The organism is Peribacillus sp. NPDC097895, from assembly GCF_050277555.1.
Lineage (GTDB): Bacteria > Bacillota > Bacilli > Bacillales > DSM-1321 > Peribacillus.
This window is the reverse complement of sequence record NZ_JBNNSH010000004.1, coordinates 40,907-67,728: the sequence shown is the minus strand read 5'-3', so window position 1 is coordinate 67,728 and position 26,822 is coordinate 40,907. Positions and strand designations below refer to the sequence as shown.

Genomic DNA, 26,822 nt, shown 5'->3' with positions numbered 1-26,822 from the left:
AGAACCTCTTCATGAAATCACTTTTTGTTCCAAAACATTGATAAATTCTCTTAAATAGTCTGGAAGATCTGGAGGGCGACGACTTGATACAAGATGTCCGTCGGTCACAACTGGTTCGTCATACCATATGGCACCTGCATTTTCCATATCATCTTTAATTCCCGGTGTACTGGTTACTTTTTTTCCCTGTAAAATTTTAGCAGATATTAACACCCAGCCCGCATGGCAGATTTGCCCAATAGGTTTTTCATTTTCTTCCATATGTTGAATCAATGAAATCACTTCAGGAAACCGTCGTATTTTATCAGGTGCCCAGCCTCCTGGGACTAGGATTGCGTCATATTCCTCTGGCTTTATATCTCGATACGCTAGTTCGGACTGAGCAGGTAAACCGTATTTTCCAATATATTTTTCATTTGCTTCTTCTCCAACAAGATGGACAATTGCTCCTTCTTCCTTGAGTCTAAGAATCGGATACCAAAGCTCTAAATCTTCAAATTCACCATGCACTAGACTGACAATTTTCTTTCCTTGTAATCGCATGTTAAAACCCTTCCCTTCAAATAATTTAGTCTACCTTTTACCCTAAATTGCTAGAAAGGAAAGGTAAAAAGTCAAAGATAAGACTTGTAGTCAAATAACTTGATTATTCGACATCATCTTCTTTTCTTAAAGTGCACTTACAAATGATGTCCCAGGCATCTTGAATCTATCCTTAAAGATCTACATATGCGGATGGCATCACCCCCCTATGTTGGGGGGATACGTCATCCGCTTTTTTTTTAGAAAATCGAACATGATTATCTCTTAACCATGTCAAATTTAGTACATCATTTTATATAACAGCTCCTATCTTGTGAAAATATTAGTATAGACTAACACTTTCAGCCTTACGTTGTTCATTACGTAATTCTTTATATAAACCAGCTTTTCCGATAGAATTAAATAGTTTCATCTTATGGTTAATCACTTTTTGGGCTTCTACAATACATTCAGGATAAATTGCATTTGGATCCCACAATTCTGTAGTGCTTAAAATTTCACGAGCCTTTTTAAAATAAGAGAACTTCATATCACTTGAAATATTAACTTTACATACGCCTAACTGTACAGATTCAGAAACCTCACTATCTGGGTTAGCAGAACCACCATGGAGAACCAATGGAATGTCAACGAGTTGATTAATTTCTTTCAAAATATCCATTTGTAGTTCTGGTTTAACATCTTTTGGGTATATGCCATGAGCTGTACCAATCGCAACAGCTAGTGTATCTACGCCTGTTCGTGCCACAAAATCTTCTGCTTGTGCAGGATCAGTGTAAGTGACAGTAGTAACTCCTCCTTCAATTGAGTTACCTGTTTGCCCAATAGTGCCAAGCTCCCCTTCTACAGAAACTCCAACACCATGTGCAAGTTTTACTACTTGCTTTGTTAACTCTACATTTTCTTCATAAGGTAACAATGACCCATCAATCATTACTGAAGTGAAGCCACATTTAATAGCTCGCATGATGTCTTCAATTGAACCACCATGATCTAAATGAAGCACAAAAGGTACGTTACTTACATAAGCGCGTTGCTTTGCATATGAGAAAAACTCGTCAGTTAAAAACTCTAATTCAGATGGATGAATAGCTATAATAGCTGGTGAATTTACCTTTTCTGCTTCCTCAACTACCGCTCTTAAGAATGTGCTATCCGCAACATTAAATGCTCCTACCGCAAATTTATTTTCTTTAGCAACTGTAAGTAACTCTTTCATTGTGATTAACATAATCTATCCATCTCCTTTAGTTTTTAATATTATTCTCTGTTAAAACTACTAAACTATTTTTACCTGCGTTTTAGAATTCTATAATCAAGTTTTGGCATCACACCTTTCATAAATAGCCTATGGAAAATATTTAATCGTTATAATGATTAATACTCTATCCCTGCAGTAAACAAAGCGCTTTCAAATTAGTAAACAAACAATTACTCTACTTTAAATACAATGTCATCATAAGATACGTTATCATCTTCGGTGTCATCAAAATCTTCATCCGCTTCAGTTACCGGCTTTTTCATTAATGATAAAGCTACACCGCAAATGACAGAACCTATTATTAACGATAGGCAGAACAACCACGGATGGGTAAACAGTGGAACCACAAACAAGCCACCGTGAGGTACTGGAGCTTCTACACCCCAAATCATAATAAGTCCTCCAGCAATAGCGGAGCCAATGACACAAGAAGTAACTACACGAATTAGATCTCGCGCTGCAATTGGAATAACACCTTCAGTGATCATACAAATCCCCATTGGAAATGCTGCTTTTAACGCTTCTTTTTCCGATTGTGTATATTTGTTTTTTGTAATAAAATAAGATAATGTAATACCTAATGGTGGTATGATTGAGCCCACAAACTTGACAGCCTCTGGTCCATAGATACCTTGGACCAACATTCCATCCGCAAAAAGTGACATTGTTTTATTGACTGGTCCGCCAAAATCAAAGGTAGCCATCATCCCCAAGATAGCTCCTAACATAAATTTTGAACCTCCCTGCATTGATTCAAGCATGTCCGTCAAACTATCTTGCAACCATACAATTGGTTGACCGATAATAAGGAAAATACACAGACCGCAAATCAACGTTGTAAAAAAAGGAATAACTAAAATGGGCATTAACCCTTGCATCGATTTTGGCAATTTCACGTAATATTTAATGCCAATAACGACATAACCAACCAAAAACCCCCCCAACATACCACCAATAAAGCCTGCATTTATCTGTGCACAAATAAAACCAACAATCAATCCTGGTACAATCCCGGGGCGATCAGAAATAGAATATGCAATTGCTGCGCAGATAACAGGGACAACTAATCCCATTCCCCAACCGCCAATTTGATTAATCATATATGGAATCGTACCTTCTGCTTCACTAACATTCATCCCGCCTAAAATTTGTCCTAGCGCTATACACAGCCCAGATGCAACGATTAAGGGTATCATATATGAAATACCTGTCAGTAAATGTCCTTTAATTGCTGAAGCGGTATTATTAGCTTTAGTGTGCATAGATCAACCTCCCATTAATGGTGATACACCTAATGATTGTTCTACTTTTTCTATAAATTTAATAGGTGATTTAATGACTGTTTCTGTTTTAACTCTGATAACTGGCTTGCCTTTAAATCGTTCCTCACCACCGATTTTTATATCAACTGCTAAAATAACAACATCAGCAGCAGCAATTTCTTCTTTTGTCAACTTATTTTCTGTTCCGATTGTCCCTTGAGTTTCAACTTTCACTTCGTGCCCACGAGCTTTCGCACCTCTAATTAATTTCTCCTTGGCAATATACGTGTGTGCAACTCCTGCTGTACATGCAGCAACCCCAACAATTTTCATATAAATCCCTCCCATTATTTTTTTCATTTGAAATGAGCTTAAATTGAATGGTATGCTGACCGAACATATCATCAAATCGTTATGAAATACTTTCTCTATGAGCAAATAAATTTATAATGTCAGCTGGTTCTGGCTCAGTTAACAAACGTTCTACAATTTCCTCGTCAGCGAGTGTACTAGCTACTTGAGACAACAACTTGATGTGAGTCGTATTCTGATCAACAAGCCTGACCGAAAATAGAATAATACAGTGAACAGGTTTGCCATCTAGCGTTTCCCATTCAATGGCATTTTCAGTACGTCCAATAGCCAGGGATGTTTTTAATACGGCTGCTGATTTACCATGAGGAATAGCAATATGATTTTCTAATCCTGTTTGTCCTTCGGCCTCTCTTAAATAGACATCTTTTATAAATTCTTCTTTTGAAGATAATGCGCCGTCTTTTTCTAATAATTTGGCAAGTTCCCAAATCGCTTCATCTTTTGTTTTTGATTTAAGGTTTAAATCAATTAGATTTTCATTAATAATCTTAGTAATGTCCATTGTAAATTCTCCTTCTTATCATCTATTTGAGTTCTTGCTTCTTCCAACCCTAATGAGTTGTATTCTCACCTTAATTCTTTTGCTGGAACACAATCAATAGAAATTTCACTAGTTAATAACTCGTATTTAAAGCGCTTTCTTTAAGAGGCGCCCCCCTTTCTTACTCAAATCATAGCATCATCCAAAATATTGGAACATACTAAAATATGTCCGTATCATTCAGGACATATTAATACCCTAAAGAGTCCATAACACATCTGGACACAATTAAAGAAATCAATCGATACGGTATCAAAGTTTCATATGTAAAGTGAATTCAAGTTCATAATACTCTCACTTGAATTCTGCTTACTTTTTTAACCAATAGACATTCTTTTTGGAATGATAGCATCTGTATGTGAAAATTCTCTATATTTCTTGCACCACAATCAGGCTATACATATAATTGATATAGGTTTTACTTGATTACTAGATATATACTCTTTCGAGAATGAGTAATCAAGCGGATACCCAGACCTCTTGAATCTCTTACAAGGGTTCATCATCGATTTATAAAGAATAATAAAATGTCTTTAATGATGTGGACACAGTTTGGTATTCTTCAATTTTATTAAGACTGGTATTATTTGTTGTATGAAAGGACAGGAGGCGCTCTTTAATGAAAGCGTTACCAAATAGGAACAGGGAAATATTGAACTATCTGATTAGTAAGAAAGAATATGTTCCAGTAAAAGAAATCTCTAAACATATGCAATTATCCGAAAAAACTATATATAGAGATTTAAAAGTACTCGAAGAAGATTTAAAAGAGAGAGATATCCATTTGGAGAAAAGACCAGGCGTAGGTATATCTTTAGTTTTAACAGATGATCAAATGCTAAAACTTAGCGAAGAAATTTCTTTATTGAATAAAAGTGTCGCTTGTAGCCTTTCAGTGGAATCAAGAAGAATGAAAATTTTAACGAATTTACTATATGATTCTCCTCGAGAAACCTCTATTAACAAACTTTCTGAAGCCTATTTTATTAGTAGCACTTCCATTGTAAATGATTTAAAAGTCATTGAAGAATGGATACAACCTTTTAACCTTAAGTTGGAAAAAAACAAGAATGGTACTCGATTGATCGGACGAGAAGGAGATATTCGTAAAGCAATGGTATACCTCATTAATGAGCTGATTAATGAAGAACCAAAAATAGAAGATGAAATCGAATCCAGAATTGAAAAAGCAACATTAAGTGAATTAGTAAATCATTTTGGTCATAAAAATGTCGAGATTATTATACAGATTTTAGAGGAAACAGAATCTCGTTTAGGATATTTAATTGGCGATCCCTATTACATAAACATGTTTACTCATTTACTAATTTGTATTAAACGTCTGAAAAAAGGCAAAATCATTTACCAAGAAGATGTAACTTACAATTTAACAATAACCGATCAAAAAGTATATTCCATAGCAAAAGAAATGGCAGAACAAATTGCGAAACTGTTTGAGTTAACATTGCCTGAAGAAGAGATTTATTTTATTTATCAATATCTTATTTCTTCCGGCGTATGCATTACATCATTGAATCTTGATACTACGAATTTATTAAGTAAAGCAGATTTAGACTCAAGAATAATAGCAAAGGAATTAATTCAAACTATTTCCAATATCATAAATTTGGATTTGACAGATGATCGTCAGCTTTATGAAGGATTAATCATCCATTTAAAGCCAATGCTGAATAGAGTAAAGTACCAAATTGCCATAAAGAATCCTCTTTTAGAAGAGCTCTACAAAGAATACTCTTCCGTATTTGTTTTAGTAAGACTTGGAATTCTACCTATTATGCAAGCTCATCAATTAAATTATATTAGTCAAGATGAAATTAGTTATTTACTGGTCCATTTCCAAGCAGCTATTGAACAAAAAATTAAAAAAATACGAGTAATCTTAGTTTGCTCAACAGGAATAGGAACCTCCCACTTGTTAAAGAACCGTATAAACCGTTCATTTCCTGAATGGGAGATTGTTGATGTGATATCGGCAAGCTGGCTGGACCGTTTTTCGAACTTGGATGACATTGATTTAATTATTTCAACGGTTAAACTTAAACAAAATAGCCTTCCTGTCGCATATGTATCGACGTTACTCAATGATGCAGATGTGAAGCATATTAAAGAGAGGTTTATTGAAGATGGTATAACAAAAGAGACTAGAATTATGTCATTTCCTCTGTTAAAAAAACACCTACATCCAAGCTATATATTGATTCAACCAAAGAGATTAGAAAACGAACACTCCTTTAAAGAGATACTAGCTAAAATGATAGATGGAACTACATTTTATAAAGGGTTTCTTGATAAAAAGATTGTTACAGAAACTAAAATAAACAATCAATTTTCCGTTTTTCTTATAGATCAAAAAGTAGTTAATGAAACGGCTGTGGGTATCAATATCATAAAGGGTGTCACTACAACTGATTCAAATTTAGAAATTGTTATCGCTTTTAAAGATAGGAATCAATTAAATGAACTATTAACTGAAATATTCTCTTTATCCATTCATAAAGTAGTATTTGAAAGATTCATACAGGCAAGCACCCTTTCTGAAATAGAAAAAGTATTAATTTGAATAGATTGAAAGGATAAGTCTTAATGGTTATGACCAACGAAAACCCAAGTAATATACATCTCAAAATCTAAACAAAAGATAAAGTATGGAACGATGGAATCCAAATATAATTTACCCTATTTGTATTATTGAAGCTCGCAAGGCATTTAATTTGCATCTTTTAAATTCCATCAAAAAAGTAGATTTATCCCACTCTTAACGGGCAGTAAAATCCCACACTGAAGTAAATTCCACCTTTACGGAGGGTTACGAAATGAAAAATGTCGAATCTCAAGTGTTAACTTATCTTAATAAGTCGGGTATCGTACTGAATGAAGAGGAAAAAGCAAACATAGAAGTAACAGATATGGGCTTAGGCAACATTTATGAAGAAGGATTACAATTAGTTGTCTATATAAATAATGAGCGCTATTGTGCTAAAGAATTAGTGATGCTACCTAATCAGACCTGCCCTGAACATCGTCATCCACGAAGGATTAACGGTGAAGATGGAAAACAAGAAACATTCAGATGTCGCTCAGGGATGGTATACCTATATGTGGAAGGAGAAGGTCAAATTTCAACAAAACCCCCGGCAAAACATGCCGAATACTACACAGCTCAAAGGGAAATCATTCTCTATCCAGGCGACCAATACACCATCCCTACTGATACGAACCATTGGTTTAAATCCGGACCTGAAGGAGCTATCATTTCCGAATTCTCATCAAATAGTGATGATAGTAGTGATATCTTTACAAATCCGAATATTGTTAGATAGCATTAATAATGTCAGCAAGTCTTTTTACTTTTTCTTGCTGCCATCGTAGATATAATTGGCCTTTTTTTAAACAGATGTAATTGGTGGCAATATTTTTGTTTTTCCCCAATATACCACCAAAAACCCCCTTGTGTTATAAGGGGGTTTTTCTGGGTTTTTAAATAAAAACCCTTGATTTCCCATTAAAGTAGAAATCTAAGTCAGCTACTGTTTCTTATAAATTTACTTGCTAACGATTCTCTTTAAAATAATTATAATATATATTTGATATAGCAGTCGTTATGTTAAAAAGATAGCAAACAAATCAACCCTCCCCCTATATTTAAAGAGGATACTATGTTATCGTACGAAGTGACTGGTGGGACTTTTTTGGCTTTAAATCATACATCATGCCGCCCGTTAAGTGAGAGTGTGTAATATCTTTATGGTTTTTTTATCTTTTTTCACTTGATTGCGATAGCAAAATGTTAGCATTTTGTTTATACATTAGTTAACCCATATGTACTTCAATGATTGAGCAAGGAAACGAAGCTAATCTTTAAGCATCGTTTTTAATAATTGCAGTCTTTTCATCAGCTTTGATTTATCACCAGAATAATAAATGATAAAAACGACCTTTATGCTGTTAATCTTATGCAACAAGAACCAACAAGGTTTCTAGAACCATATATATTACATCAGTATTCTCATAATCTTATAATTTTCTACCTATTAGAGTAGGGGAACACCATTTGATTTTTTTCGCTTCAATGAAATTCTTGAAATGCTACACAGATGAGGTAGCTGTTTATATTGAAAAAGGAAAAGATCCAGTTGAAAAGTACTTATTAGCATGGGAATGTTTTTGTAATCACTCTTTTAAGCAACCACAAAGAATCCCGGCAATAACACTTTATTCTTTAAATCAACGACTTTCGTGTGCCGTCCCTTTAACTTGCGAATTTCCTTATTTGAACTAACAGCAATGATTTTTCCTTCCTTGACTGCTACCGCTTCGGCAATAGTAGCATCTTTGTCCATGGTGATAACTTTTCCGTTAAAGTAAACAGTGTCAGGTGCAAGAGGGTCAAGATGGTTTGGAAGTGTACCTGAAGAAAAGCCTACTAATGCAAGCACAAAAACTAGGGAGAGATAAACAAATTTCTTTTCAAGAAAAAACCCCTTTTCTGATTAAATTTCCTTTCCATAACACCCCTTGATTTATGCCATATACACCGATGATGTTCTAAGAAATATTTCATGTAAACAACTAGAAAGAGACCCCCCTACTAAATGTTGTTGAAAAAGCTTCATACACATCATGATGTCCGTACCAAATATAATTATATTATACGAAATATTCTGATTTTTGCGCAGACTATATAATTAAAAATAGGTTATTTTATCCAAAAATCATTAGGATGTTTAATATATTGAATTCAAATTACTAATAGAATGTTTTTTCCTCCTCTACTTACTTACCAGTACCCCTAGTCCTCCATGTAGTGTCATAGCTTCGCTTGTTATACGAGATCTACGTCCCAACTAGAAACATGTTTCTACAAGTAGGGGGCAGACAGTTTAGTTCACGGGATCATGTCCCACGCACCCGTACGTTCTACCCTAGCTACTGATATAATAGATTCTATTTAAAAAAGGTCAACCAGTAATTTTTACTGGTCGACCTTATAATACAACGCTCCCGTTAGCTTGATTATGCCGCTCCGTACGATAACGGTGCTTACTATGCGAAGGCAGTGGTGTTTAGTCAACATGTTAGAAGGTTAGCTAGTCCTTGTTGAAGAAACTGTACGGCTGAATCATTAAATCGTTGATTAAGCCCTTCGGGACTTATGAGGACACCTGTAGATGCTTCGAGTCAGCTACACAATTGTGTGAGTGGTGTACTCGCGACCTGTTGGCTAAGCCATATACATAAAACAATTAATTCTTGTGCTTGATATTTACTTGTACGTTGAACAAAACCAACTTCTTTAACTAGTTGTTGAAAAGAAGATGGAGATAAGTAGTAGGGATTTCGTTCCGGACGTTAGTAAAAGTTTATGAAAGTTCATGGGCGCACTTACAATATCATTTAGAATCAACATGCCATGAACGCCTTCCATTTCATTCCAAGAAACTAGTTTATTTGATGATATATTCAATTCACCCTCAAATCAAATAATCCCTTGAAAGCGCAGAACAATTTCAGCAATAATTGCAGAACCCAAAAAGGTCCCAAGTAATACACACATTCCAACAACAATTGTTTTCCAACCTAGTTTAGCAAAGTCTGTCCATGAACGGCCAATACCTATCCCAGCATAGGCTAAAATGGGTGTAGCTATTGCTAAAAGACTGACATCTGCAGTCCACTTTACAATTTGATCTGATCCAGGCATGCTAGGAACAGTAAGTATAAAACCTAATATTCCAATGTAAGCTATACTTGGGATTTTGAGTGGGACTAGTTTACCGATAACCAGGCCAGCTAAAGAAATAAGGATTAATATAACCATTCCTGGTAATGCAGTAATTGGGAGTATATCATAGCCAATATAATTTCCAATTAACACCACAACTCCGATAATCCCTAAAACTAATACCCATTCTTGGATGTTCTTTAACATTGGTTACACCCCCACATTCGATTTCATATTTTTACTTTTTCTTCTTGTCATCCATCCATACAGTTTTTCTGTTAACGGCAAAGCAACAAAAATACTCACATATAAACCTGTTACAGATGTTGCAAGATTACTTGCACCTGAAAAAGCAATAATTTGATCTTTCATTTCTGGAAACGCCGTAACTAGAGGACCTAATGCAGCAGCTGCCATACTTCCACTTCCTATTCCTGTTGCCATAGCAAAGGATAATGGATGAATGGGCGTAACAGTTGCTAACAATCCAGATATTAATCCCATAAAAATAGCGCCAAAAACGGTACCAAATATGTATACAGCCATAACTCCACGGCCCTCTGGTGAGGAAAAACCGTATTTATCAGTAATTAAAGCGACATTTGGCTCACGTCCAATAGAGTGTGTCATTCCGATAGATTCTCGTTTCAATCCTAGTAAAACTGCGACTGGAAGGGCCAGAAAAATGGTGCCGAGATTTCCTATTTCTTGAAGTAGTAGTGCAGGTCCTGCTTCAATTAACAGAGGCAAGGCTGGCCCTGCTTGTACCCCAAACTTCGCAATAAGTAATGTAACCGATATAAATACAAGTGATTCAGCACTTTTTGATTGCTTTTCCTTAACAAGTGGTGTGAAGAATAATGAAATTCCAATTATAACTGCATAAAGCATTGGCAATAATAAAATAACTCCTGGTCCTAACGGAATTTGGTGTGTGCCAATCGTTTCAGACAGTAATACGATAGCTAAGACGGTGGCATGTACTCGCCAATCTTTCCAAAGTTTTTGTGTTTCAGTTGTCATCTTTATCATCCCTTTTCATTTTTGGTCTTGATTTAGGGGCCAAATACAAATTGGCCCCTAAATTTCACTATTTTTTATACTTGTTGTGATGATAAAGTCTTTGCACTATTCTTCATGTATTGTAATGTCGCTACTCCAAGAGTTTTTGCAGCGATTAATAACGAGCGTTCATCGATGTCAAACTTTGGATGATGGTGTGGATAGGCTTGTTCCCAATCAGGACTTTTTGCTCCTGTGAAAAAGAAAGTTCCTTTTACTTTTTCTAAATAATAGGAAAAGTCTTCACCACCCATAATAGGTGGGGTTTCTTTAACAGATTCAACACCAGGTACTGAGTGAGCCAATTTCGCAACGAATTCAGTTTCTTCCTTGTGGTTAACTGTCGTCGGATATCCTCTCATATATTTATAGTCATAGGTTGCATCGGACACAATACATGTTCCCTTAACGACTCTTTCAATTTCTTTTTCTATAAAATTCCGAATCTCTTCTTTAAATGTTCGAACTGTACCAGTTAAAGTAGCTGTATCTGCAATAACATTGTAAGGATTTTTTGCTTCAAAAGCACAAACAGAGACAACAGCAGATTCTAATGGATCTACTTTCCGGCTAACTATTTGTTGTAGATTTCCTATTAGCTGTCCTCCAATTACAATACTATCCTTTGTTTCATGCGGAGCAGCGCCATGTCCGCCTTTACCCTGAATTGTTATATCAAAACGATCAGGTGCTGCTTGGAGAGGGCCTGTCCGATAACCAATTTCACCTAAAGGCATCTGTGCCTGTAAGTGCGTTCCAAAAATAACATCAACCCCATTTAGGCAACCATCTTCTATCATAGCAATGGCTCCACCTGGAGGTAGTTCTTCGGCATGTTGATGGAGAAAAACAACTGTCCCTTCAATTTCCGACTTCATGCCATTTAGAACTTTTGCAAGGCCTAATAATGTTGCTGTATGCCCATCATGGCCACATGCATGCATGACTCCTTCATTAACTGATTTAAACGGAACGTCTGTTTGTTCATGAATCGGAAGTGCATCAAAGTCTGCCCGTACAGCAACTGTCGGCCCGGGTTTATCTCCTTCTAGATAAGCTAAAACCCCATTTCCTCCAACATTTTTGCGTACTTTGTGCCCTAGTTTTTCATGATAAGTCGCAATATAATTTGCTGTATTCACTTCTTCAAAAGAGAGCTCAGGATGTTGATGAAGATAGCGTCGAATATCGACGATTTCATTATAAATATCATCTAATCCTTTAAATAATTGATCCATTAATTCCACTCCTTTAATATAGTAGTATTTTATTTCAAATAAATGGTTAAATAACGATTTTAGCCCTTACTTCGGAGTATTATCATCATAATAATATCAATAATATTCAGAAAATTCAATGTATTTAATTGTTAGCTACTAAACTTTATTCTATTAATTATCCCCGTAACCGTTTCATCCTTCATCTGCTCAGCAAACATAACCAATCGATAAATGCAGATAACGATATTCTATGATTATTTCTTTTTTTACCATTTATCTGTAAAAAGATTATTTCCCATGATTAGCGTCGATTTAGTCTATTTTCAGTAAACATTATTTACATCCCAATCACCTCCTCGCTCTTTTCGACCTTTTTTGCATGGGTTATGTTTTCATAGGGCTGCCCTTTAGGTGCAACTCTCGAAGATTGGCTTCACGGCGTCGGTGCAGCCCTCACTAACATCGTTGAGATCAGCATACTGGAGAAGATGCTGAATTGCGTACGAGCTGAAATCGGGTACACGCTTTTAACCAATTCGGCCGTTGCTGTGAGCGACGATCGCGTACGGGCTCATACGGTTCCGGAACAGTACCGATTCGCAACAACTCGACTGGTTTTCCAAAAAGAACAGTTTCATAGCAAAACGAAGGGAATTTGATTGAAATCTAATATGCATTTTTAGTTAACATAAAAATTTATTATATGAAGTTAGCAAAAAAGCCAATCCCATATGTATGTTCAAGGGATTGGCTTTTTTCTGTTAGTATCTTCTGTATTTGTCGTACCGTGACTTGACCTTCCGGCTCTTCAGTATGGTGATCGAACGTTTTCATTGCATCCCCGTTAGTAATAATGTTCAACTGCGTCCTTATATCAGCTTCCCAACCTGCAAAAATCCGTCTTGTTTCCTTACACAACTCAAACCTTTATTTCATCCTAAGTATTGGACTCTATCGGATATATGACTAATTCTTTTTTGAATCCATTACACTTAAATCAATTATTTCCAACTTATCTATAATAAGAAGAAAGCTTATACCGCCTAGCAAAGCAACAGCACTCGTGTAATACATTGCCCAGTGGAAACTACCCGTTTTTTCAAGCAAGGTGCCAAATATAATAGGGCTAATGATGCCAGCTAGATTCCCGCAGACGTTGAGGATTCCCCCTACAGTTCCGACCATTTTTTTCGGGAGGACATCGCCCAGTGCGACCCATCCCATATTTCCGGCAGCGTTTGCAAAGAACGCAATCGACAGAATGACCACTGCTATTATAGGAGAGTCTTCAAAAAAGTTCGCCAGACAGATCATAGATGAAATAATCAGTCCCGAGACTATAGGTATTTTACGGGCAACAGTAAGTGACCGCCCTTTCTTTAATAAACTGTCGCTGAGAAATCCCCCAAAAAGCACACCGGCCATTGCCATTAAATAGGGAAGAGTTGCAGCAAACCCTGCTTTTGCTATCGGTAAATTAAGTCCTTGTTCAAGGTAAACGATAAACCACGTCAGAAAAAAGTAGAGTGTAGATGCTCCAGCAAATTGGGCAAAAAAGATTCCCCATACTTTTCGCTGTTTCACAACATACATTACTTCTGCAAAACTAACTTTTTGACTGTCTGCATGAATTTGATTAGAGTCAAACCCTCCATTTGCTTTGATATAGTCTTTTTCACTTTGGTTCGCCCGTTTGCTATTTTGGGGATCACGATACAAGATGAGCCACAGTATTCCAAAAATAATACCGATAGCTCCAGTTGTGTAGAATACAGACTCCCAGCTAATTTTAGCCACCATAATACCGAGTAAAGGAGTGAAAATGGCTAAACCGATATATTGTCCTGAAGCATAAATACTGGTGGCCCTTGCACGTTCGTTATTCGGAAACCACATTGTGGCAATCTTTGTGTTGCTTGGATAGCCTGGTGCCTCTGCAACCCCGATTAACATTCTGCAAATCAATAGCATCATGAATGAAGATGTGGTTGAGGCAAAAATATTATGTGAACTAAGTGCCATAATTAGAGTAAAGAAACTCCAAATAATGATTGCCCAACCATAAAGATGTCGAGGGCCGATACGATCTAGGAGCCAGCCGGCTGGCACCTGTGCAACCACATACGCCCATGTGAAAGCAGAGAATAACAACCCTAACTGTGTTGCAGTTAGCCCTAATTCTTGCTGAAGAGTAGAACCTGCCACAGACAAGTTCGCTCGGTCCATATAGTTGATAGCGGTCGCCACAAAGAGTAAAGCCAGTATATAAAAGCGGAACCGGGTGGTTTTTTCATCCATAGTTGGTTTGCTATCTTTTAAAGGTTCCATCATGGCATCACCGTAGTGCCATTCAGCAGATAAGCTCTGAAATTGAAATAGGCGCATTTCTGTACTTTGTCAAATGAGTGCTTTGTTTTTTTACAATTGGCCATTGGGAAAATGTTTGCGAATAAGTTTGTATATTTGTTGATGGGTAAGATTTTCACTTTATCAAATATCACTCTGTACATATTATATTCACCCTTCCAAACACTACTTTTTTCTTGATAGGGACCTGTTACTTATCTTCCCAGCCAGCCTCCATCCACTGCAAGCAAATGACCGTGAACATAGTTAGCTGCTTCAGAGGCAAGGAAGAGAGATGGCCCTACAAAATCTTCCGGTTTCCCCCATCTCCCTGCTGGAATCCTTTCGAGAATCTGTCTGCTTCGGACAGGGTCCTTGATTAATGCTGTATTCATTTCGGTTGAAATGTAACCTGGGACAATAGCATTAACATTGACACCGTGCTGTGACCACTCGTTTGCCAGTGCCTTGGTTAATTGAGCAACCGCCCCTTTAGCAGATGCGTATGCAGGTACATACAGACCGCCCTGAAAGGAAACTAGTGAGGCAATATTGATAATTTTTCCGCTTTGTTTCGGAACCATATGTCTTCCAGCTTGCTGGCAAAGTAACCAGACAGCTTTAAGATTAACCTGCATGACGCTGTCCCAATCCTCTTCTGAAAAATCCACAGCAGGGGATCGGCGTTGTATCCCGGCATTGTTGATTAGAATATCAAGACTACCCATCTGTTTAATCGTCTCAGGAACAGCAACCTTTACCTGGTCAAGATAGTCTAGATCGCAAGGAATAATTTCGCATTTAACGCCCAGTTTTTCAATTTCTTTCTTGGTAACTGTATTTTCAATCGAACGCTGCAGCAAGGCTATGTCCGCTCCCGCTTCCGCCAACCCTAGAGCGATTGCCTTTCCAATACCTCTTGTACCACCAGTTACAGCTGCTACTTTGTTACTTAAATCAAATAATTTGCTCATCATGGTTCAGCTCCTTAAGGATGGAATAATATCTTCAAAGATGATTCCGGATTTTCCATTAATTGAAAACCTTTTTCAAATTCATCTAACGGAAGGATATGAGAAATAAGAGGGTTCACATCAAACGTTTTCTGTTCCAAAAGCTTTATCGCTTTAGTAAAATCATCTGGGCTATAGCATCGAGTCGTAATTAATGATATTTCTCGGAAATGCATTGCGGCCAGATTGACCACCGGAGCTTTCTTGTAAACACTGACTACGACGATTTGACCCTGAAATTTGATACAATCAATCATTTGATCTGCGGTTATCTGATTACCGGCAACTTCAAAGACTACATCAGCACCAACGTTACGAGTATGCGACCTCACCTCTTTAACGATACTTTCATTAGCGTCATTTATCGCTGTAAAACCCATTTCAGTGGCAACTTTCAGACGGTAAGGGCTTACATCAGAAATGAAAATATCACCTGCTCCCGCCTCTTTAGCAATTAGTCCAATTAATAATCCTATCGGTCCTGCGCCGAGTATCGCCACCGTATCTCCCACTTTTAAACTAGAGCGTCGGACGGTATGTATTGCTACAGCCAACGGTTCCGTTAATGCCGCATCTTCATCGGATACATTATCAGGTAGGCGCCGTAGTCTGTCGACAGGTATAGTGGAAAATTCCGTAAACCCACCATCCTTGTCAATGCCGATATACTTGAGACTAGCACATACGTGAATCTGACCAGCCTTACAGGCAGCACATTTCCCACAATTCAGGATTGGTTCAACAATAACTCGGTCTCCTTTTTGAAAGTCATGTCCTTCTCCAATTTCGTCAACAATGCCGCTAAATTCATGACCCATGATTAGGGGGGCTTTTGCCCTTGGGTGTTGACCAGAATATATCATCATATCTGTTCCACAAATTCCGGCATAAGACACTTTTACTAGTGCTTCATTATCTTTGATTGACGGCTTTTCTAAAGTCGATGTTGCAACTGTTTTTGGTGAATAGTAAACTCCTATTTTCATAAACACACCCCTCGTAAAGATTTTTACAATGTTTTATTCTTAATGGCCCTAGAAAGGCGAAGTAATTCATTCATTACGGTCTGACAGCTGTTCCATCTGGCGTACGAGCTAAAGTCCAGGAAGGAATTCCACCGCTAATAGGGAATTTTCTTGCCTTTACTTCATCAATATCCAACCCCAAACCTGGCTTGTCATTTACATAAGCAAAACCTTGCTCTACTACCGGGCATCCAGGGAAAACTTCTTGTAATGCATCGTTAAATGGAGTCCACTCTTGAATTCCAAAATTCGTTGAACTTAAATCTAAATGAAGATTTGCAGCAACTCCTACAGGAGAAATATCCCCTGGCCCATGCCATGCTGTTCTTACACCATATAATTCACTGAATGTTGCGATTTTTTTAGCTGGAGTAATTCCACCGATAGAACTTATATGGCATCGAATAAAGTCAATTTGTTGATTAGTGATCAGACTCTTCCATTCATTCACATTAGTGAATAGTTCTCCCATTCCAATTGGCGTAGAAGTTTGTTGTCTAATCATTTGAAGCCATTCTATATTTTCCGGTGCAACAGGATCCTCTAAGAAAAAAAGATGATAAGGTTCTAATTTTTTAGCTAATCTTACTGCTTCAATAGGTGGAATTCGTTCATGGATATCATGTATAAATTCCATGTTATATCCAATTTTCGAACGCAAATGATCAAATAATTTGTCTATACTTTTAGCATAGGCTTCAGGATCAAAGTAGCATCCTGGCATTGAATTTTTTGGTGAAAGTTTGGGCACGATTTTACTTGATTTTTCATACATTGTCGCAATTAATCGTCTATCTGTAGTTCCGCTCCCACCGTACATCCCCATTTGACAGCGCGCATACTGATAACCTTCTTCCATGAGTGCTAGTATATTTTCTTCGACAGCAATTTCATCCACTCCATCCGCATGCCGATACAATGGAATACCTTCTCTGCATTTACCACCCAATAATTCGTAGACAGGTAAGTTAGCAATTTTCCCCTTTATATCCCAAAGGGCCATATCAATTCCAGATAAAGCATTGTTCATGATAGGACCATTCCTCCAGTATCCGCTTACATTAGCTGACTGCCAAATATCTTCGATTCTTCTTGGGTCTTTTCCGATAAGAAACGGTCTTAGATAATCCTCAATTGCTGATTTTACTGAAAAAATTCTCTGAGTAAAGGTAGCACATCCCAGTCCATATAACTCAGGCTCATTTGTTTCCACCTTTACTACTACTAAATCTATCCCCCCTGGTGCAGTTAATATGACTTTTACATCGCGAATTTCTAAATTGTTCATTTTCATATCTCCTCTTGTTTAATAGGTTTGTAGCTTATGAGTACTGTTAACTTGTTAGTTGTCCTACAAATTTATATAAAAATATTTACCTCTAAATGAGGTAAATAACCTTAAACTATTTTTTTTGATTAAATTTCTTTATACTCTCAATATTTTTTACCATAGCATTACTAAGAAGCGCTTTTGCTTTTTCGGCATCTTTACTTTGAATGGCTCTGAAAATTTGTAAATGCACTTCTATACTTTCCAATGTTACACCTATAACCCGATTTAGCTCTTCTAGATAATGATAGTATAGATCTCGGATAGAAAGAATCACATTTACAAAAACTTTGTTTCTTGAGGCCTTGGCAATGGCTAAATGAAAATTAAAATCTACTTCTGAATATTTCCTGTAATCATCTTTATAAAGAAACATTTGATTCAAAGCCTCTTCAATGTTATCAAGATCTTTTTTTGTTGCATTTTCCACAGCTAATTCTATGCACTTATATTCAATCGTTTGTCGGAACACCATCATGTCTAAAAACTCTTCCTCGCTAAGATGCATAATAAGGTTAAAATCATGGATGCCAATCGCACCTATATTTTCAGATATAAATGTTCCTTTACCTTGATAAGTGACAACAATCCCTAAATCCCTAAGTCGCTGTATCGCACTACGGATACTGACTCGGCTCACATTAAACATTTTTTGCAATTGTAATTCCGAAGGAATCTTACTACCCGGAGCCCAATTGCCACTAGCAATGTTTTCTTTTAACTGTTCGTACACTATATTGACAATATTTTGTTTATCAATGGAGTTTAATTTCAATTTTGTCTACCTCTCTTGTAACATGTCATACAAGTTACAAGTAAATAATATCATGGATATTTTCTAAAGTAAACGTTTTCAATTAAATTTTTAACTCAATCAACCTATATTCCCATCAATCTCCTCGCCTACCTGTGTCGGTCTGCGGTATAGGCACCTTATATCTCACTAGAAGCTTGGATCTACGGTTTTAGCTTCTTCCGTTGAGCCCCCCGCGAATAAAGCATCCGTACCGGAAACCATGATTCAACTCATCTCCGCCATTTTTGTTCAACTAACACTTAAATTATTAAAATAACATTCTCAGAAAATTGTAAATTTAAATCTTGATATTTTTTCTCCCTATGATAATATTAAATCATCAAATCATATATAGGATATGAAATCATATATGTGATTTAAAGGAGAGTAAACAAATGTCCGTTAAATCTGCAGAAAGAGTTTTAAGAGTGTTTGAATTATTAAGCCAGAATCAGCATGGTTTAACCATCAAGGAAATTAGTGAATCCTTGTCTTTTCCACAAAGTAGTACGTCTGGTCTCATTAGAACGTTGTTAAATGAGGGGTATCTCTCTCTCGACTCCTATAATAAATATAAATTAGGACCAAAGTTGATTCAAATTGGTAGCGCTGCTATGGATTCGTTGGATATTTCCTCTCAAGGCCTGCCTTATTTAAAAAAATTGATGGAGGATGTTCAAGAAACGGTATTCATGGCGGTGTTATCAGAGAATGAACTGGTATATGTTGCAAAAATTGATAACAACCGTTCTATTCGTACTACTGCACAGCCTGGAAGTCAAAAACCCTTATATTGCACAGGTCTCGGAAAAGCTTTTTTGGCCTTTTTACCTCAGCAACAAAGGACTACTATCCTAGATAGTCTTGAATTACGCCCTATCACAGAGCACACCATCACAGACAAAAAGCGGCTTGAAGAGCAGCTAAAGTCCTTTAATGAACTTGGTTATTCCATTGATGATGAGGAAAATGAAGATGGTTTATTCTGTCTGGCTGCTCCGATTTATGGAACCGATCATACCATTCAAGCAGCCATCAGTGTGGCAGGCCCAAAGGATAGGATGATTAAGCAAACGGATTTTATCGTAGGAAAATTGATTACCACCGCAAAAGACGTTGCAACCAGTATTGGAAATGCAGGGAATAGTCATTTTAAATGAAATGAGGTGTTCAAATGGATGTTGTAAGTTTAGGGGAAACGATGATCTTATTTTCTGCTGAAGCAACAGGTCAATTACGATACAACCAGAACTTCACTTCAAGAGTTGCCGGTGCTGAAACAAATACACTTATTGGCTTAGCCAAGCTTGGCTACCAAACAGGCTGGATAAGCAGAGTTGGCAAAGATGAGCTTGGAAAACGTATCCTTTCGACCATACGGGGTGAAGGTGTAGACACTTCTTTTGTAAAAGAAGATGAAATCGCACCGACGGGCTTGTTTTTAAGAGAAAGAACTACTATCAATAGTTCGAGAGTATTCTATTACCGAAATCAATCTGCTGCCAGTAAAATGGTCCCTGCAGATATGGAAGAAAGCTATATAGCCAAAGCAAAGTTCCTATATCTTACTGGAATCACTCCCGCGATTAGTGATTCTTGTAAAAATACCGTTCTACATGCAATAGAGCTTGCAAAGAAAAATGGTCAAAAAATCGTATTTGACCCCAATGTACGAAAGACGCTTCTTGATGATAAGACAGGTAGAGAAACGTTATTGGAAATAGCAGCAAAGTCCGATATCATTCTTCCAGGGATCTCGGAAGGTTACTACTTATTCAAGTCGACAGAATGTGAACAGATAGCGAGAGAATGTAAACAATTAGGTGCTGAAATGGTAATCGTGAAACTGGGAGAAAAGGGAGCCTACTATTCCACTTCTGATACTTCTGGTTATGTTCAGCCTTATCAAGTCGAAACGGTAATTGATCCTATTGGAGCTGGCGATGGATTCGCTGCCGGTGTATTATCCGGGATATTGGATGAAATACCTATTCATGAAGCGGTAAAACGTGGTTGTGCGATAGGAGCAATTGTTACATCTGTAAATGGTGATATTGAAGGGCTACCAGATAAAGAAACACTTGAAAAATATATGAACCAAACCAATAAAGAGGATGTAATCCGTTAAGCTGAAAAGGAGTGTTCAAAATGAATACGCTTACTCGTATTTTTGAAAATAAAATCATATCCATTGTCCGAGGAGCTAGGCCAGAGGATACTTTAAAAATTGCAAGAGCTTTACGGGATGGTGGTATCAGATTAATTGAGATCACACTTAACTCTCCCAATGCTTTGGAATCAATTGAACTAGTTTCTCAAGAGCTTGGCGAGGAAATGGTGGTGGGCGCTGGTACGGTATTAGACCCTGAAACAGCTCGAGCAGCCCTCCTCGCAGGGTCAAAATTCATTTTATCTCCAACCGTAAATCTAGAAACCATTAAAATGACGAAAAGATATGGTGCAGTTAGTATACCAGGAGCTTTCACCCCTACAGAAATTCTAACAGCATATGAAAATGGAGGAGATATTATCAAGGTTTTCCCGGCAAGTGTCGGTCCCAATTATTTTAAGGATATTCGTGGTCCGTTATCTCATATCCCTCTTTTACCTACAGGTGGAGTTACTTTAGACAATATGGCCGAGTTCCAAAAAGCTGGAGTTGTTGGTTTCGGAATTGGCAGCTCGCTTGTCGATGCAAAACAGGAAGTAAATGAAAGATTCTTAATGGAATTGACGCAAAAAGCTAGATCATTTGTTTCTGCTATACGGTCTTAAAAACTAAATGCCTATCAATCACCAATAATACTACTAACTACTAAGGAGAGATTAACTATGAAAATTAAAAGCTATGAATTATTCCAAGTACCACCTCGTTGGTTATTTTTAAAAATAGAAACAGATGAAGGCATTGTTGGCTGGGGAGAACCCGTAATTGAGGGAAAAGTGGCAACTGTTAAAGCTGCAGTTGATGAATTAATGGAAAACCTAATTGGTAAAGATCCACTTAATATTGAAGATCATTGGAATCTCATGTACAGAGCAGAATTCTATCGTGGAGGCCCAATCTTAATGAGTGCAATTTCCGGGATTGATCAAGCTCTTTGGGATATCAAAGGGAAATATTATAACGCCCCGGTGCACCAGCTTCTTGGAGGAAAAGCCAGAGATTCTATTAAGGTTTATTCTTGGATTGGCGGAGACCGTCCTTCCGATGTTGGTGAAGCAGCTAAGGAAGTGGTATCTAAAGGATTCACAGCGGTTAAAATGAATGGGACTGAGGAACTCCAATATGTGGACTCATATGAAAAAATTGATCAGGTGATAGAGCGAATTGCTGCTGTACGTGAATCAGTAGGACCATATATTGGAATCGGAATTGACTTTCACGGAAGGGTCCATAAACCAATGGCCAAAATCCTTGTAAAAGAGCTGGAAGCATACAGGCCGATGTTCATTGAAGAACCTGTATTACCAGAGAATAATGAAGCTTTGCGGGATATTGTGAATCATACTGCGATTCCGATTGCAACCGGTGAAAGAATGTACTCTAAGTGGGATTTTAAAAAGCTGCTTACAGATGGATATGCTGATATTATTCAACCTGATTTATCGCACGCTGGGGGAATAACAGAATGTAAGAAAATCATCTCGATGGCTGAGGCTTTTGATGTGGCAGCTGCTCCTCATTGTCCATTAGGACCGATTGCTTTGGCAGCCTGCCTTCAAGTGGATGCTACGTGCCATAATGCGTTTATCCAAGAACAAAGCCTAGGCATTCATTATAACCAAGGTAGTGATTTGCTGGATTACATAGTTGATAATCAAGTGTTCAAATACGAGGAAGGCTATGTGAAGATTCCGGATGGGGCAGGACTAGGAATCGAGATAAATGAGGACCATGTGAGAAAAATGACGGAGATTGGTCATAATTGGAGAAACCCTGTTTGGAGACACAAGGACGGTAGCATCGCGGAGTGGTAAAACAAAATCCCACATGAAAAAGGTGAGTACAGTGAATAAAAAAATGACAAAAGTTCGTTACGGAATTGTAATGATGCTATTTTTCACCGTAATTATTAACTACATGGATCGAAGCAATATTTCCATTGCAGCACCTTTTATTTCAAAAGAACTAGGATTGGATTCCGTGAGTATGGGGTTAATCTTTTCTGCTTTCGGCTGGACTTATTGTGCCTTGCAGATTCCAGGCGGGTGGATTTTAGAAAAACTAGGAAATCGTAGAACTCACGCATACGGAATTGCTGGATTTTCCATCGCAACGCTTCTACAGGGATTTGCAAGCGGGTTTTCAGGGTTTTTCTTGTTACGGATCGGGCTTGGAGCGTTCGAAGCTCCTGCCTTCCCGACCAACAGTAAGGTTGCTGCTAGCTGGTTTCCAGAAAATGAACGAGCAAGAGCCATCTCCATCTACACATCTGGTCAATTTGTAGGCCTGGCTTTTTTAACTCCAACATTAGTATTTCTTCAGCAGTCCGTAGGCTGGCGAGGGCTTTTCGTTATGACAGGTATCATAGGGCTGGCGTGGTCCATTTTATGGTATGTTTTATATAGAGATCCACAGCATAGTAAGAGAATAAACAAGGCTGAAATGGATTATATCAAAAAAGGTGGAGCTATCGTTGAATCTTCTTCTGGAAATGATGATTCACCTGTTAGAAAAATAGGTAAAAAAGATTTCTTGGCTGTTCTGAAAAGCAGAAAACTATGGGGAATATATATAGGACAGTTTGCAGTAGCCTCCACACTATGGTTTTTCTTAACATGGTTCCCTACTTACCTAGTTGAATACAGAGGCTTAACCTTCATTAAGTCTGGTCTTCTGGCTTCCTTACCATTCTTAGCGGCATTTGTCGGAGTTTTATTCGCAGGCTTCCTATCTGATTTCCTTGCTAAAAAAGGAGTATCTGTAGATATTGCAAGAAAAGTTCCAGTAATATCAGGCTTATTGCTTTCCACTTCAATCATTGGAGCGAATTTCGTTGATAATACTAATTTAGTTATTTTATTCATGTGTATCGCCTTTTTTGGAAACGGTTTCGCTTCAATCACCTGGGTGTTTGTTTCATTGCTTGCTCCAAAAAGGCTGATTGGGATTGCTGGAGGTACATTCAATTTCATTGGTGGCACAGCATCAATTATAATACCGATTGTGATTGGCTTCCTGGCCAAGGGCGGTGATTTTGCTCCTGCACTTACCTTTATTGCTTGTATAACCTTTGCAGGAGCCCTGTCCTACATTTTCTTGGTTGGTAAAATCGAAAGGGTTCAGGATTATGCTGATTTTGATTTAGCGAATGAAAAGAAGTTATCGAGCTAATTATGAATGCATAGAATACTTACAAATTAATTAGTACAACAAGCAGTGCAACCCGGAAATTGGGATGCACTGTTTAGTTGTTTGTTTAAGTAACCATCGGTGCTAAATGTATCCAATATTTTCGTGGTGAACTTTTAGGGTAATTATAGTAGTAAAACATGACCTTGAAAGGCCTTGAAAATGGATTTTCAAAAATCACTCTATAAAAATTGGGGATTATTTATCTGTGACATACTACACCGGAAACTTTCAATCTGATCAACACTACAACCGGTGACCTTCCTGCCAAACTATTACTACTATAATACAGCCGATTACTGGTGAAGCTTAATGGTATCAGTAGCCTGAAACAATGTCTAAGTATTCCATCGGGAGATGCTTCTCCTCCTCTATAGAGTTCACGAAGTCCTCCCAAGTACTTAGAGTCAGTATATTATAATTCCAAGACTACAATAGAAAAAGCACCTTGAAAGGGTTCTTTTTTGGTCAATACGGGGTAGCCTCAAGTTGTCCCAAATGAAGAAATCAGAGCTTACGCCAAGACGAAGAGGTATGCGAAGAATTAAAACAAGCCATTTCAAAATTATAAACCATTAATTAACCTCTTCTTAATATTGTGAGATATCAAATAAACCGTAACATGCCTTATAGTCACTCTTATAATTCGTAAAATAGATATTTTACGCAAAGGTTAATACTATAATTTCCCACTCTTCTCCTCATCATAAATCCAGAACTTATGTAAAAGAGGTTTCAATTAGGGCAGTAACTCTAGGACAAAAGGAAACTATCTTATATTTATAGAGATCACTTTAAATATTATATATTCTAACGAGGTTCATGGTCTTGAATATGACCTTCTTTTTCGAGTGATAAATCAATAAAGAGAACTGATGTCGATATATCAGTTCTCTAGTAAAAATTTTTTCTTTATTCTTTATTTGTTATATGAGAAGAAATTTATAGTGGAATCAAAAAAAATCAGTCCCTACTGAACCTTCCCATTATTCTTTCTTGTCATTATTCTCCGGGTTATTCTTTTCTGAAATTCGTCTTTGATTGGCTTTCGTTTCAGCATTCACATGGTTTGCATCATTTCGTTTATTTTTTTTAGAACCTCCTGCATCATTACTCATACTTACTCACCTCCCACAGCTTATATACGTATGTTAGCTTACACTTGCCTCCAAATTTTATACGCCTCACCTGGATGTAGCACATCGCTAACTAGCATAAAGACATCCCGTACAGCACTTAACATATATTTCATAATTAATAGTCCCATAATCCATCATTTTCTATGTCCCTGTCAGTTCGACCGAAATCGGAATCCCATTACTGTAAGTAACATCTAACAGTCAGATGAATATATTTTTAGGATGATAATGCATCCACTTAAACAAATTATTTTCAATGGCGTATTCGATCCACATCTCTTTTAGATTAGTATCAGTATGTTCAGGTTTAAAGTTTAATTGCCCTTGTTTTGAAGGTTTTACACCAGAAACCTACACAAAAACCCTCGATAATTCCTATTGGAATCGTCAAGGGCACTAAAGCGTCTATGAAAGATATTTTATTCTGGATTTGACTTAATTGAACCAGCGTATACCAGAAGGTACACACGGTATACGGAGAGGTCGGTGTTTAGTTTTCCCACCTGTTTTTATTTCTATAAATTTACAACATAAGTAGATAATGGTGATTTTTTCGTGTGACTATCAGGTTTTGTAAAAATGCAGAAAATAAGGCTGGCAATTAATAATAAAGTGGCAGTCAATAGAACAGAGTAATTAAAACCGATCCTAATGTTATCGCCTGCAGATTGGACAACAAAACCAATTACAGCTGGACCAATAATTCCTGACAAGTTTGCAATCCCTAGTAAAACACCTGACATTAATCCTCTTCGTTCAGGAAGTAAGTGATTCACAATCTGGGGTGCAAGTGGAAACATACCATTTACAAACGCCATTCCCAAAAATAAAGCAATAATTTTATTGAAGGGAATGAATACCTTATACATCATTAGTACATAATGACAGTTCTCGGCAGTGCCTTTAGTATAAAGTATACAATTGTTATATATTACATTTTTAAAAATTCATCTAACCTATTTAATATTTATTCTTTAAATGATAAACCTTCTCCTTCTAATGAAGTTCTCATTATTGGTAAGGAAGCTGGTCCAATACCATGGATTTTTAAAATTTCTTTTTCAGTGTACTTCGATAGTTCTTGCAAAGTGTCAATCCCTTCGTGAACCAATGCATTTCTAGCAGGTGAACTGAGTTTCGAAAGGAAGCCACTTTTAGGCTTATTCTCTTTATCACAGGTAGGACAACTTGGACATTCACTACTTTTATAATACTTATGGCCTTTTTCACATACCCTTAAACTTTTTCCTTCTTTCAATTTAACTCCTCCTAATAAATTCTGTATCCAATTTTAACATATTATATTTTTTCTATACTAAGTGGTACAATCCGACAAAACTCTGTATGTCCCTATTAAGCTAAATTGCCCTGTTAACTTAATTTCATTTATTAGCAATGTTCTTTATATCAATTTAACATAAATATCCAATTTCCTTTTTGATTTTCTTCACAATCTGGCCCAATTGTTGAACAAAGATCAAGCAGCACTGTTGAACTCCTTCAGTTTGATGCGAATATCTCTCGAATGCTCACTTATTCGCAGGATTTCATAGCCCTTGTAATTAGTCTTACGGGTAAATGAAATGAGTTCAAATCAGTTAGGCTTCGTGAAGGCATAGTTAAATAAAGAAGTCAGCTACTACTCCATATATCTCCATATTATGTACATCTCCACACCGCCCCTGGAGGCTTTCCCTCCCATGTCTCAACGGGTCAATTGCCCTTTCATTCCTTCGGCATGCCTATCCAAGGGGTGGAGGCCAGTTATGCTAACCTGATGGGTCACAGTGCCCTTTTGTTTAAGAAACCT

25 protein-coding genes and 2 pseudogenes are annotated in these 26,822 nt (G+C 37.2%); 8 read left to right on the top strand and 19 right to left on the bottom strand.

Annotated elements, in window-relative coordinates:
* Positions 1–9: 9 nt before the first annotated feature.
* From ACQKMH_RS19465 to ACQKMH_RS19445, 5 genes are all read right to left on the bottom strand, one after another.
* Complete coding sequence (locus ACQKMH_RS19465; protein ID WP_427589071.1) at positions 10–543, bottom strand: type 1 glutamine amidotransferase domain-containing protein; 534 nt, start codon at positions 541–543, stop codon at positions 10–12.
* 322 nt (positions 544–865) lie between these two features.
* Complete coding sequence (locus ACQKMH_RS19460) at positions 866–1,774, bottom strand: ketose-bisphosphate aldolase (RefSeq protein ID WP_148358995.1); 909 nt, start codon at positions 1,772–1,774, stop codon at positions 866–868.
* 200 nt (positions 1,775–1,974) lie between these two features.
* Complete coding sequence (locus ACQKMH_RS19455; RefSeq protein WP_427589070.1) at positions 1,975–3,066, bottom strand: PTS fructose transporter subunit IIC; 1,092 nt, start codon at positions 3,064–3,066, stop codon at positions 1,975–1,977.
* A gap of 3 nt (positions 3,067–3,069) precedes the next feature.
* Positions 3,070–3,399, bottom strand: a complete 330-nt coding sequence (locus tag ACQKMH_RS19450; RefSeq protein ID WP_427589069.1) for a PTS fructose transporter subunit IIB — start codon at positions 3,397–3,399, stop codon at positions 3,070–3,072.
* 79 nt (positions 3,400–3,478) lie between these two features.
* Positions 3,479–3,943 carry a PTS sugar transporter subunit IIA gene (locus ACQKMH_RS19445; RefSeq protein WP_148358993.1) on the bottom strand — a complete coding sequence of 155 codons (465 nt, stop codon included), beginning with the start codon at positions 3,941–3,943 and terminating at the stop codon, positions 3,479–3,481.
* A 658-nt stretch (positions 3,944–4,601) separates the two neighbouring features.
* On the opposite strand from ACQKMH_RS19445, the gene ACQKMH_RS19440 reads away from it, so the two are divergent.
* Both ACQKMH_RS19440 and ACQKMH_RS19435 read left to right on the top strand, forming a co-directional pair.
* Positions 4,602–6,563, top strand: a complete 1,962-nt coding sequence (locus ACQKMH_RS19440) for a BglG family transcription antiterminator (RefSeq protein ID WP_427589068.1) — start codon at positions 4,602–4,604, stop codon at positions 6,561–6,563.
* A gap of 253 nt (positions 6,564–6,816) precedes the next feature.
* Positions 6,817–7,323, top strand: a complete 507-nt coding sequence (locus ACQKMH_RS19435) for a D-lyxose/D-mannose family sugar isomerase (RefSeq protein WP_427589067.1) — start codon at positions 6,817–6,819, stop codon at positions 7,321–7,323.
* 858 nt (positions 7,324–8,181) lie between these two features.
* On the opposite strand, the gene ACQKMH_RS19430 is transcribed toward ACQKMH_RS19435, so the two are convergent.
* The 5 genes and pseudogenes from ACQKMH_RS19430 to ACQKMH_RS19410 all read right to left on the bottom strand — a co-directional run bounded on the left by ACQKMH_RS19430 (position 8,182) and on the right by ACQKMH_RS19410 (position 12,025).
* A complete protein-coding gene (locus ACQKMH_RS19430) occupies positions 8,182–8,343 on the bottom strand; it encodes a hypothetical protein (protein ID WP_427589066.1) in 162 nt (53 codons plus the stop codon).
* A gap of 733 nt (positions 8,344–9,076) precedes the next feature.
* A pseudogene (locus ACQKMH_RS19425) lies at positions 9,077–9,331 on the bottom strand (IS4 family transposase); the annotation flags it as partial.
* 148 nt (positions 9,332–9,479) lie between these two features.
* Positions 9,480–9,932: a hypothetical protein gene (locus ACQKMH_RS19420; RefSeq protein ID WP_353751862.1), complete on the bottom strand. Its 453-nt coding sequence runs from the start codon at positions 9,930–9,932 to the stop codon at positions 9,480–9,482.
* A 3-nt stretch (positions 9,933–9,935) separates the two neighbouring features.
* Entirely contained in the window at positions 9,936–10,748 is an 813-nt protein-coding gene (locus tag ACQKMH_RS19415) for a DUF3100 domain-containing protein (RefSeq protein ID WP_427589065.1), read from the bottom strand.
* A gap of 74 nt (positions 10,749–10,822) precedes the next feature.
* Entirely contained in the window at positions 10,823–12,025 is a 1,203-nt protein-coding gene (locus ACQKMH_RS19410; RefSeq protein WP_427589064.1) for a M20 family metallopeptidase, read from the bottom strand.
* Between the two features lie 392 nt (positions 12,026–12,417).
* On the opposite strand from ACQKMH_RS19410, the pseudogene ACQKMH_RS19405 reads away from it, so the two are divergent.
* Positions 12,418–12,666, top strand: a pseudogene (locus ACQKMH_RS19405) (LysR substrate-binding domain-containing protein); the annotation flags it as partial.
* Positions 12,667–12,706: 40 nt separating this feature from the next.
* On the opposite strand, the gene ACQKMH_RS19400 reads toward ACQKMH_RS19405, so the two are convergent.
* The 6 genes from ACQKMH_RS19400 to ACQKMH_RS19375 form a co-directional block, all read right to left on the bottom strand.
* On the bottom strand, positions 12,707–12,841 hold the full coding sequence (locus tag ACQKMH_RS19400) for a hypothetical protein (protein WP_427589063.1): 135 nt from the start codon (positions 12,839–12,841) through the stop codon (positions 12,707–12,709).
* Positions 12,842–12,973: 132 nt separating this feature from the next.
* On the bottom strand, positions 12,974–14,305 hold the full coding sequence (locus tag ACQKMH_RS19395) for an MFS transporter (protein WP_427589359.1): 1,332 nt from the start codon (positions 14,303–14,305) through the stop codon (positions 12,974–12,976).
* 263 nt (positions 14,306–14,568) lie between these two features.
* Positions 14,569–15,330 carry an SDR family oxidoreductase gene (locus ACQKMH_RS19390; RefSeq protein ID WP_427589062.1) on the bottom strand — a complete coding sequence of 254 codons (762 nt, stop codon included), beginning with the start codon at positions 15,328–15,330 and terminating at the stop codon, positions 14,569–14,571.
* Between the two features lie 11 nt (positions 15,331–15,341).
* The gene (locus ACQKMH_RS19385) at positions 15,342–16,352 is read right to left on the bottom strand and encodes a zinc-dependent alcohol dehydrogenase (protein ID WP_427589061.1); all 1,011 of its coding nucleotides are present in this window, start codon (positions 16,350–16,352) and stop codon (positions 15,342–15,344) included.
* A gap of 73 nt (positions 16,353–16,425) precedes the next feature.
* A complete protein-coding gene (locus ACQKMH_RS19380) occupies positions 16,426–17,679 on the bottom strand; it encodes an enolase C-terminal domain-like protein (RefSeq protein WP_427589060.1) in 1,254 nt (417 codons plus the stop codon).
* Positions 17,680–17,794: 115 nt separating this feature from the next.
* Positions 17,795–18,496, bottom strand: a complete 702-nt coding sequence (locus ACQKMH_RS19375; RefSeq protein ID WP_427589059.1) for a FadR/GntR family transcriptional regulator — start codon at positions 18,494–18,496, stop codon at positions 17,795–17,797.
* Positions 18,497–18,912: 416 nt separating this feature from the next.
* On the opposite strand from ACQKMH_RS19375, the gene ACQKMH_RS19370 reads away from it, so the two are divergent.
* From ACQKMH_RS19370 to ACQKMH_RS19350, 5 genes are read left to right on the top strand one after another with little or no spacing between them, the layout of a single operon-like run.
* Positions 18,913–19,677, top strand: a complete 765-nt coding sequence (locus ACQKMH_RS19370; protein WP_427589058.1) for an IclR family transcriptional regulator — start codon at positions 18,913–18,915, stop codon at positions 19,675–19,677.
* Positions 19,678–19,691: 14 nt separating this feature from the next.
* On the top strand, positions 19,692–20,645 hold the full coding sequence (locus ACQKMH_RS19365) for a sugar kinase (protein ID WP_427589057.1): 954 nt from the start codon (positions 19,692–19,694) through the stop codon (positions 20,643–20,645).
* 20 nt (positions 20,646–20,665) lie between these two features.
* Positions 20,666–21,292 (top strand): bifunctional 4-hydroxy-2-oxoglutarate aldolase/2-dehydro-3-deoxy-phosphogluconate aldolase, encoded by a 627-nt coding sequence (locus tag ACQKMH_RS19360; RefSeq protein ID WP_427589056.1) that lies wholly within the window; start codon positions 20,666–20,668, stop codon positions 21,290–21,292.
* A gap of 57 nt (positions 21,293–21,349) precedes the next feature.
* Positions 21,350–22,498, top strand: coding sequence for a galactonate dehydratase (gene dgoD, locus ACQKMH_RS19355; protein WP_427589055.1), 1,149 nt, complete (start codon positions 21,350–21,352; stop codon positions 22,496–22,498).
* 31 nt (positions 22,499–22,529) lie between these two features.
* Entirely contained in the window at positions 22,530–23,855 is a 1,326-nt protein-coding gene (locus ACQKMH_RS19350) for an MFS transporter (RefSeq protein ID WP_427589054.1), read from the top strand.
* A 1,004-nt stretch (positions 23,856–24,859) separates the two neighbouring features.
* Here ACQKMH_RS19350 and ACQKMH_RS19345 read toward each other — a convergent pair.
* The 3 genes from ACQKMH_RS19345 to ACQKMH_RS19335 form a co-directional block, all read right to left on the bottom strand.
* Entirely contained in the window at positions 24,860–24,991 is a 132-nt protein-coding gene (locus tag ACQKMH_RS19345) for a hypothetical protein (RefSeq protein WP_427589053.1), read from the bottom strand.
* Positions 24,992–25,527: 536 nt separating this feature from the next.
* Positions 25,528–25,884 (bottom strand): MFS transporter, encoded by a 357-nt coding sequence (locus ACQKMH_RS19340; protein WP_427589052.1) that lies wholly within the window; start codon positions 25,882–25,884, stop codon positions 25,528–25,530.
* Between the two features lie 95 nt (positions 25,885–25,979).
* Positions 25,980–26,270 carry an RNA polymerase alpha subunit C-terminal domain-containing protein gene (locus tag ACQKMH_RS19335; protein WP_427589051.1) on the bottom strand — a complete coding sequence of 97 codons (291 nt, stop codon included), beginning with the start codon at positions 26,268–26,270 and terminating at the stop codon, positions 25,980–25,982.
* Positions 26,271–26,822: the final 552 nt, after the last annotated feature.

What these genes read in the sequence shown, in the direction of transcription:
- ACQKMH_RS19455 (WP_427589070.1), bottom strand. Translation starts at nt 3,066, where the DNA reads ATGCACACTAAAGCTAATAATACCGCTTCAGCAATTAAAGGACATTTA.
- ACQKMH_RS19460 (WP_148358995.1), bottom strand. Translation starts at nt 1,774, where the DNA reads ATGTTAATCACAATGAAAGAGTTACTTACAGTTGCTAAAGAAAATAAA.
- ACQKMH_RS19360 (WP_427589056.1), top strand. Translation starts at nt 20,666, where the DNA reads ATGAATACGCTTACTCGTATTTTTGAAAATAAAATCATATCCATTGTC.
- ACQKMH_RS19345 (WP_427589053.1), bottom strand. Translation starts at nt 24,991, where the DNA reads ATGAGTAATGATGCAGGAGGTTCTAAAAAAAATAAACGAAATGATGCA.
- ACQKMH_RS19390 (WP_427589062.1), bottom strand. Translation starts at nt 15,330, where the DNA reads ATGATGAGCAAATTATTTGATTTAAGTAACAAAGTAGCAGCTGTAACT.
- ACQKMH_RS19430 (WP_427589066.1), bottom strand. Translation starts at nt 8,343, where the DNA reads ATGGACAAAGATGCTACTATTGCCGAAGCGGTAGCAGTCAAGGAAGGA.
- ACQKMH_RS19415 (WP_427589065.1), bottom strand. Translation starts at nt 10,748, where the DNA reads ATGACAACTGAAACACAAAAACTTTGGAAAGATTGGCGAGTACATGCC.
- ACQKMH_RS19445 (WP_148358993.1), bottom strand. Translation starts at nt 3,943, where the DNA reads ATGGACATTACTAAGATTATTAATGAAAATCTAATTGATTTAAACCTT.
- ACQKMH_RS19450 (WP_427589069.1), bottom strand. Translation starts at nt 3,399, where the DNA reads ATGAAAATTGTTGGGGTTGCTGCATGTACAGCAGGAGTTGCACACACG.
- ACQKMH_RS19400 (WP_427589063.1), bottom strand. Translation starts at nt 12,841, where the DNA reads ATGAAAACGTTCGATCACCATACTGAAGAGCCGGAAGGTCAAGTCACG.
- ACQKMH_RS19365 (WP_427589057.1), top strand. Translation starts at nt 19,692, where the DNA reads ATGGATGTTGTAAGTTTAGGGGAAACGATGATCTTATTTTCTGCTGAA.
- ACQKMH_RS19340 (WP_427589052.1), bottom strand. Translation starts at nt 25,884, where the DNA reads ATGATGTATAAGGTATTCATTCCCTTCAATAAAATTATTGCTTTATTT.
- ACQKMH_RS19410 (WP_427589064.1), bottom strand. Translation starts at nt 12,025, where the DNA reads ATGGATCAATTATTTAAAGGATTAGATGATATTTATAATGAAATCGTC.
- dgoD (WP_427589055.1), top strand. Translation starts at nt 21,350, where the DNA reads ATGAAAATTAAAAGCTATGAATTATTCCAAGTACCACCTCGTTGGTTA.
- ACQKMH_RS19435 (WP_427589067.1), top strand. Translation starts at nt 6,817, where the DNA reads ATGAAAAATGTCGAATCTCAAGTGTTAACTTATCTTAATAAGTCGGGT.
- ACQKMH_RS19440 (WP_427589068.1), top strand. Translation starts at nt 4,602, where the DNA reads ATGAAAGCGTTACCAAATAGGAACAGGGAAATATTGAACTATCTGATT.
- ACQKMH_RS19465 (WP_427589071.1), bottom strand. Translation starts at nt 543, where the DNA reads ATGCGATTACAAGGAAAGAAAATTGTCAGTCTAGTGCATGGTGAATTT.
- ACQKMH_RS19380 (WP_427589060.1), bottom strand. Translation starts at nt 17,679, where the DNA reads ATGAACAATTTAGAAATTCGCGATGTAAAAGTCATATTAACTGCACCA.
- ACQKMH_RS19395 (WP_427589359.1), bottom strand. Translation starts at nt 14,305, where the DNA reads ATGGATGAAAAAACCACCCGGTTCCGCTTTTATATACTGGCTTTACTC.
- ACQKMH_RS19385 (WP_427589061.1), bottom strand. Translation starts at nt 16,352, where the DNA reads ATGAAAATAGGAGTTTACTATTCACCAAAAACAGTTGCAACATCGACT.
- ACQKMH_RS19420 (WP_353751862.1), bottom strand. Translation starts at nt 9,932, where the DNA reads ATGTTAAAGAACATCCAAGAATGGGTATTAGTTTTAGGGATTATCGGA.
- ACQKMH_RS19370 (WP_427589058.1), top strand. Translation starts at nt 18,913, where the DNA reads ATGTCCGTTAAATCTGCAGAAAGAGTTTTAAGAGTGTTTGAATTATTA.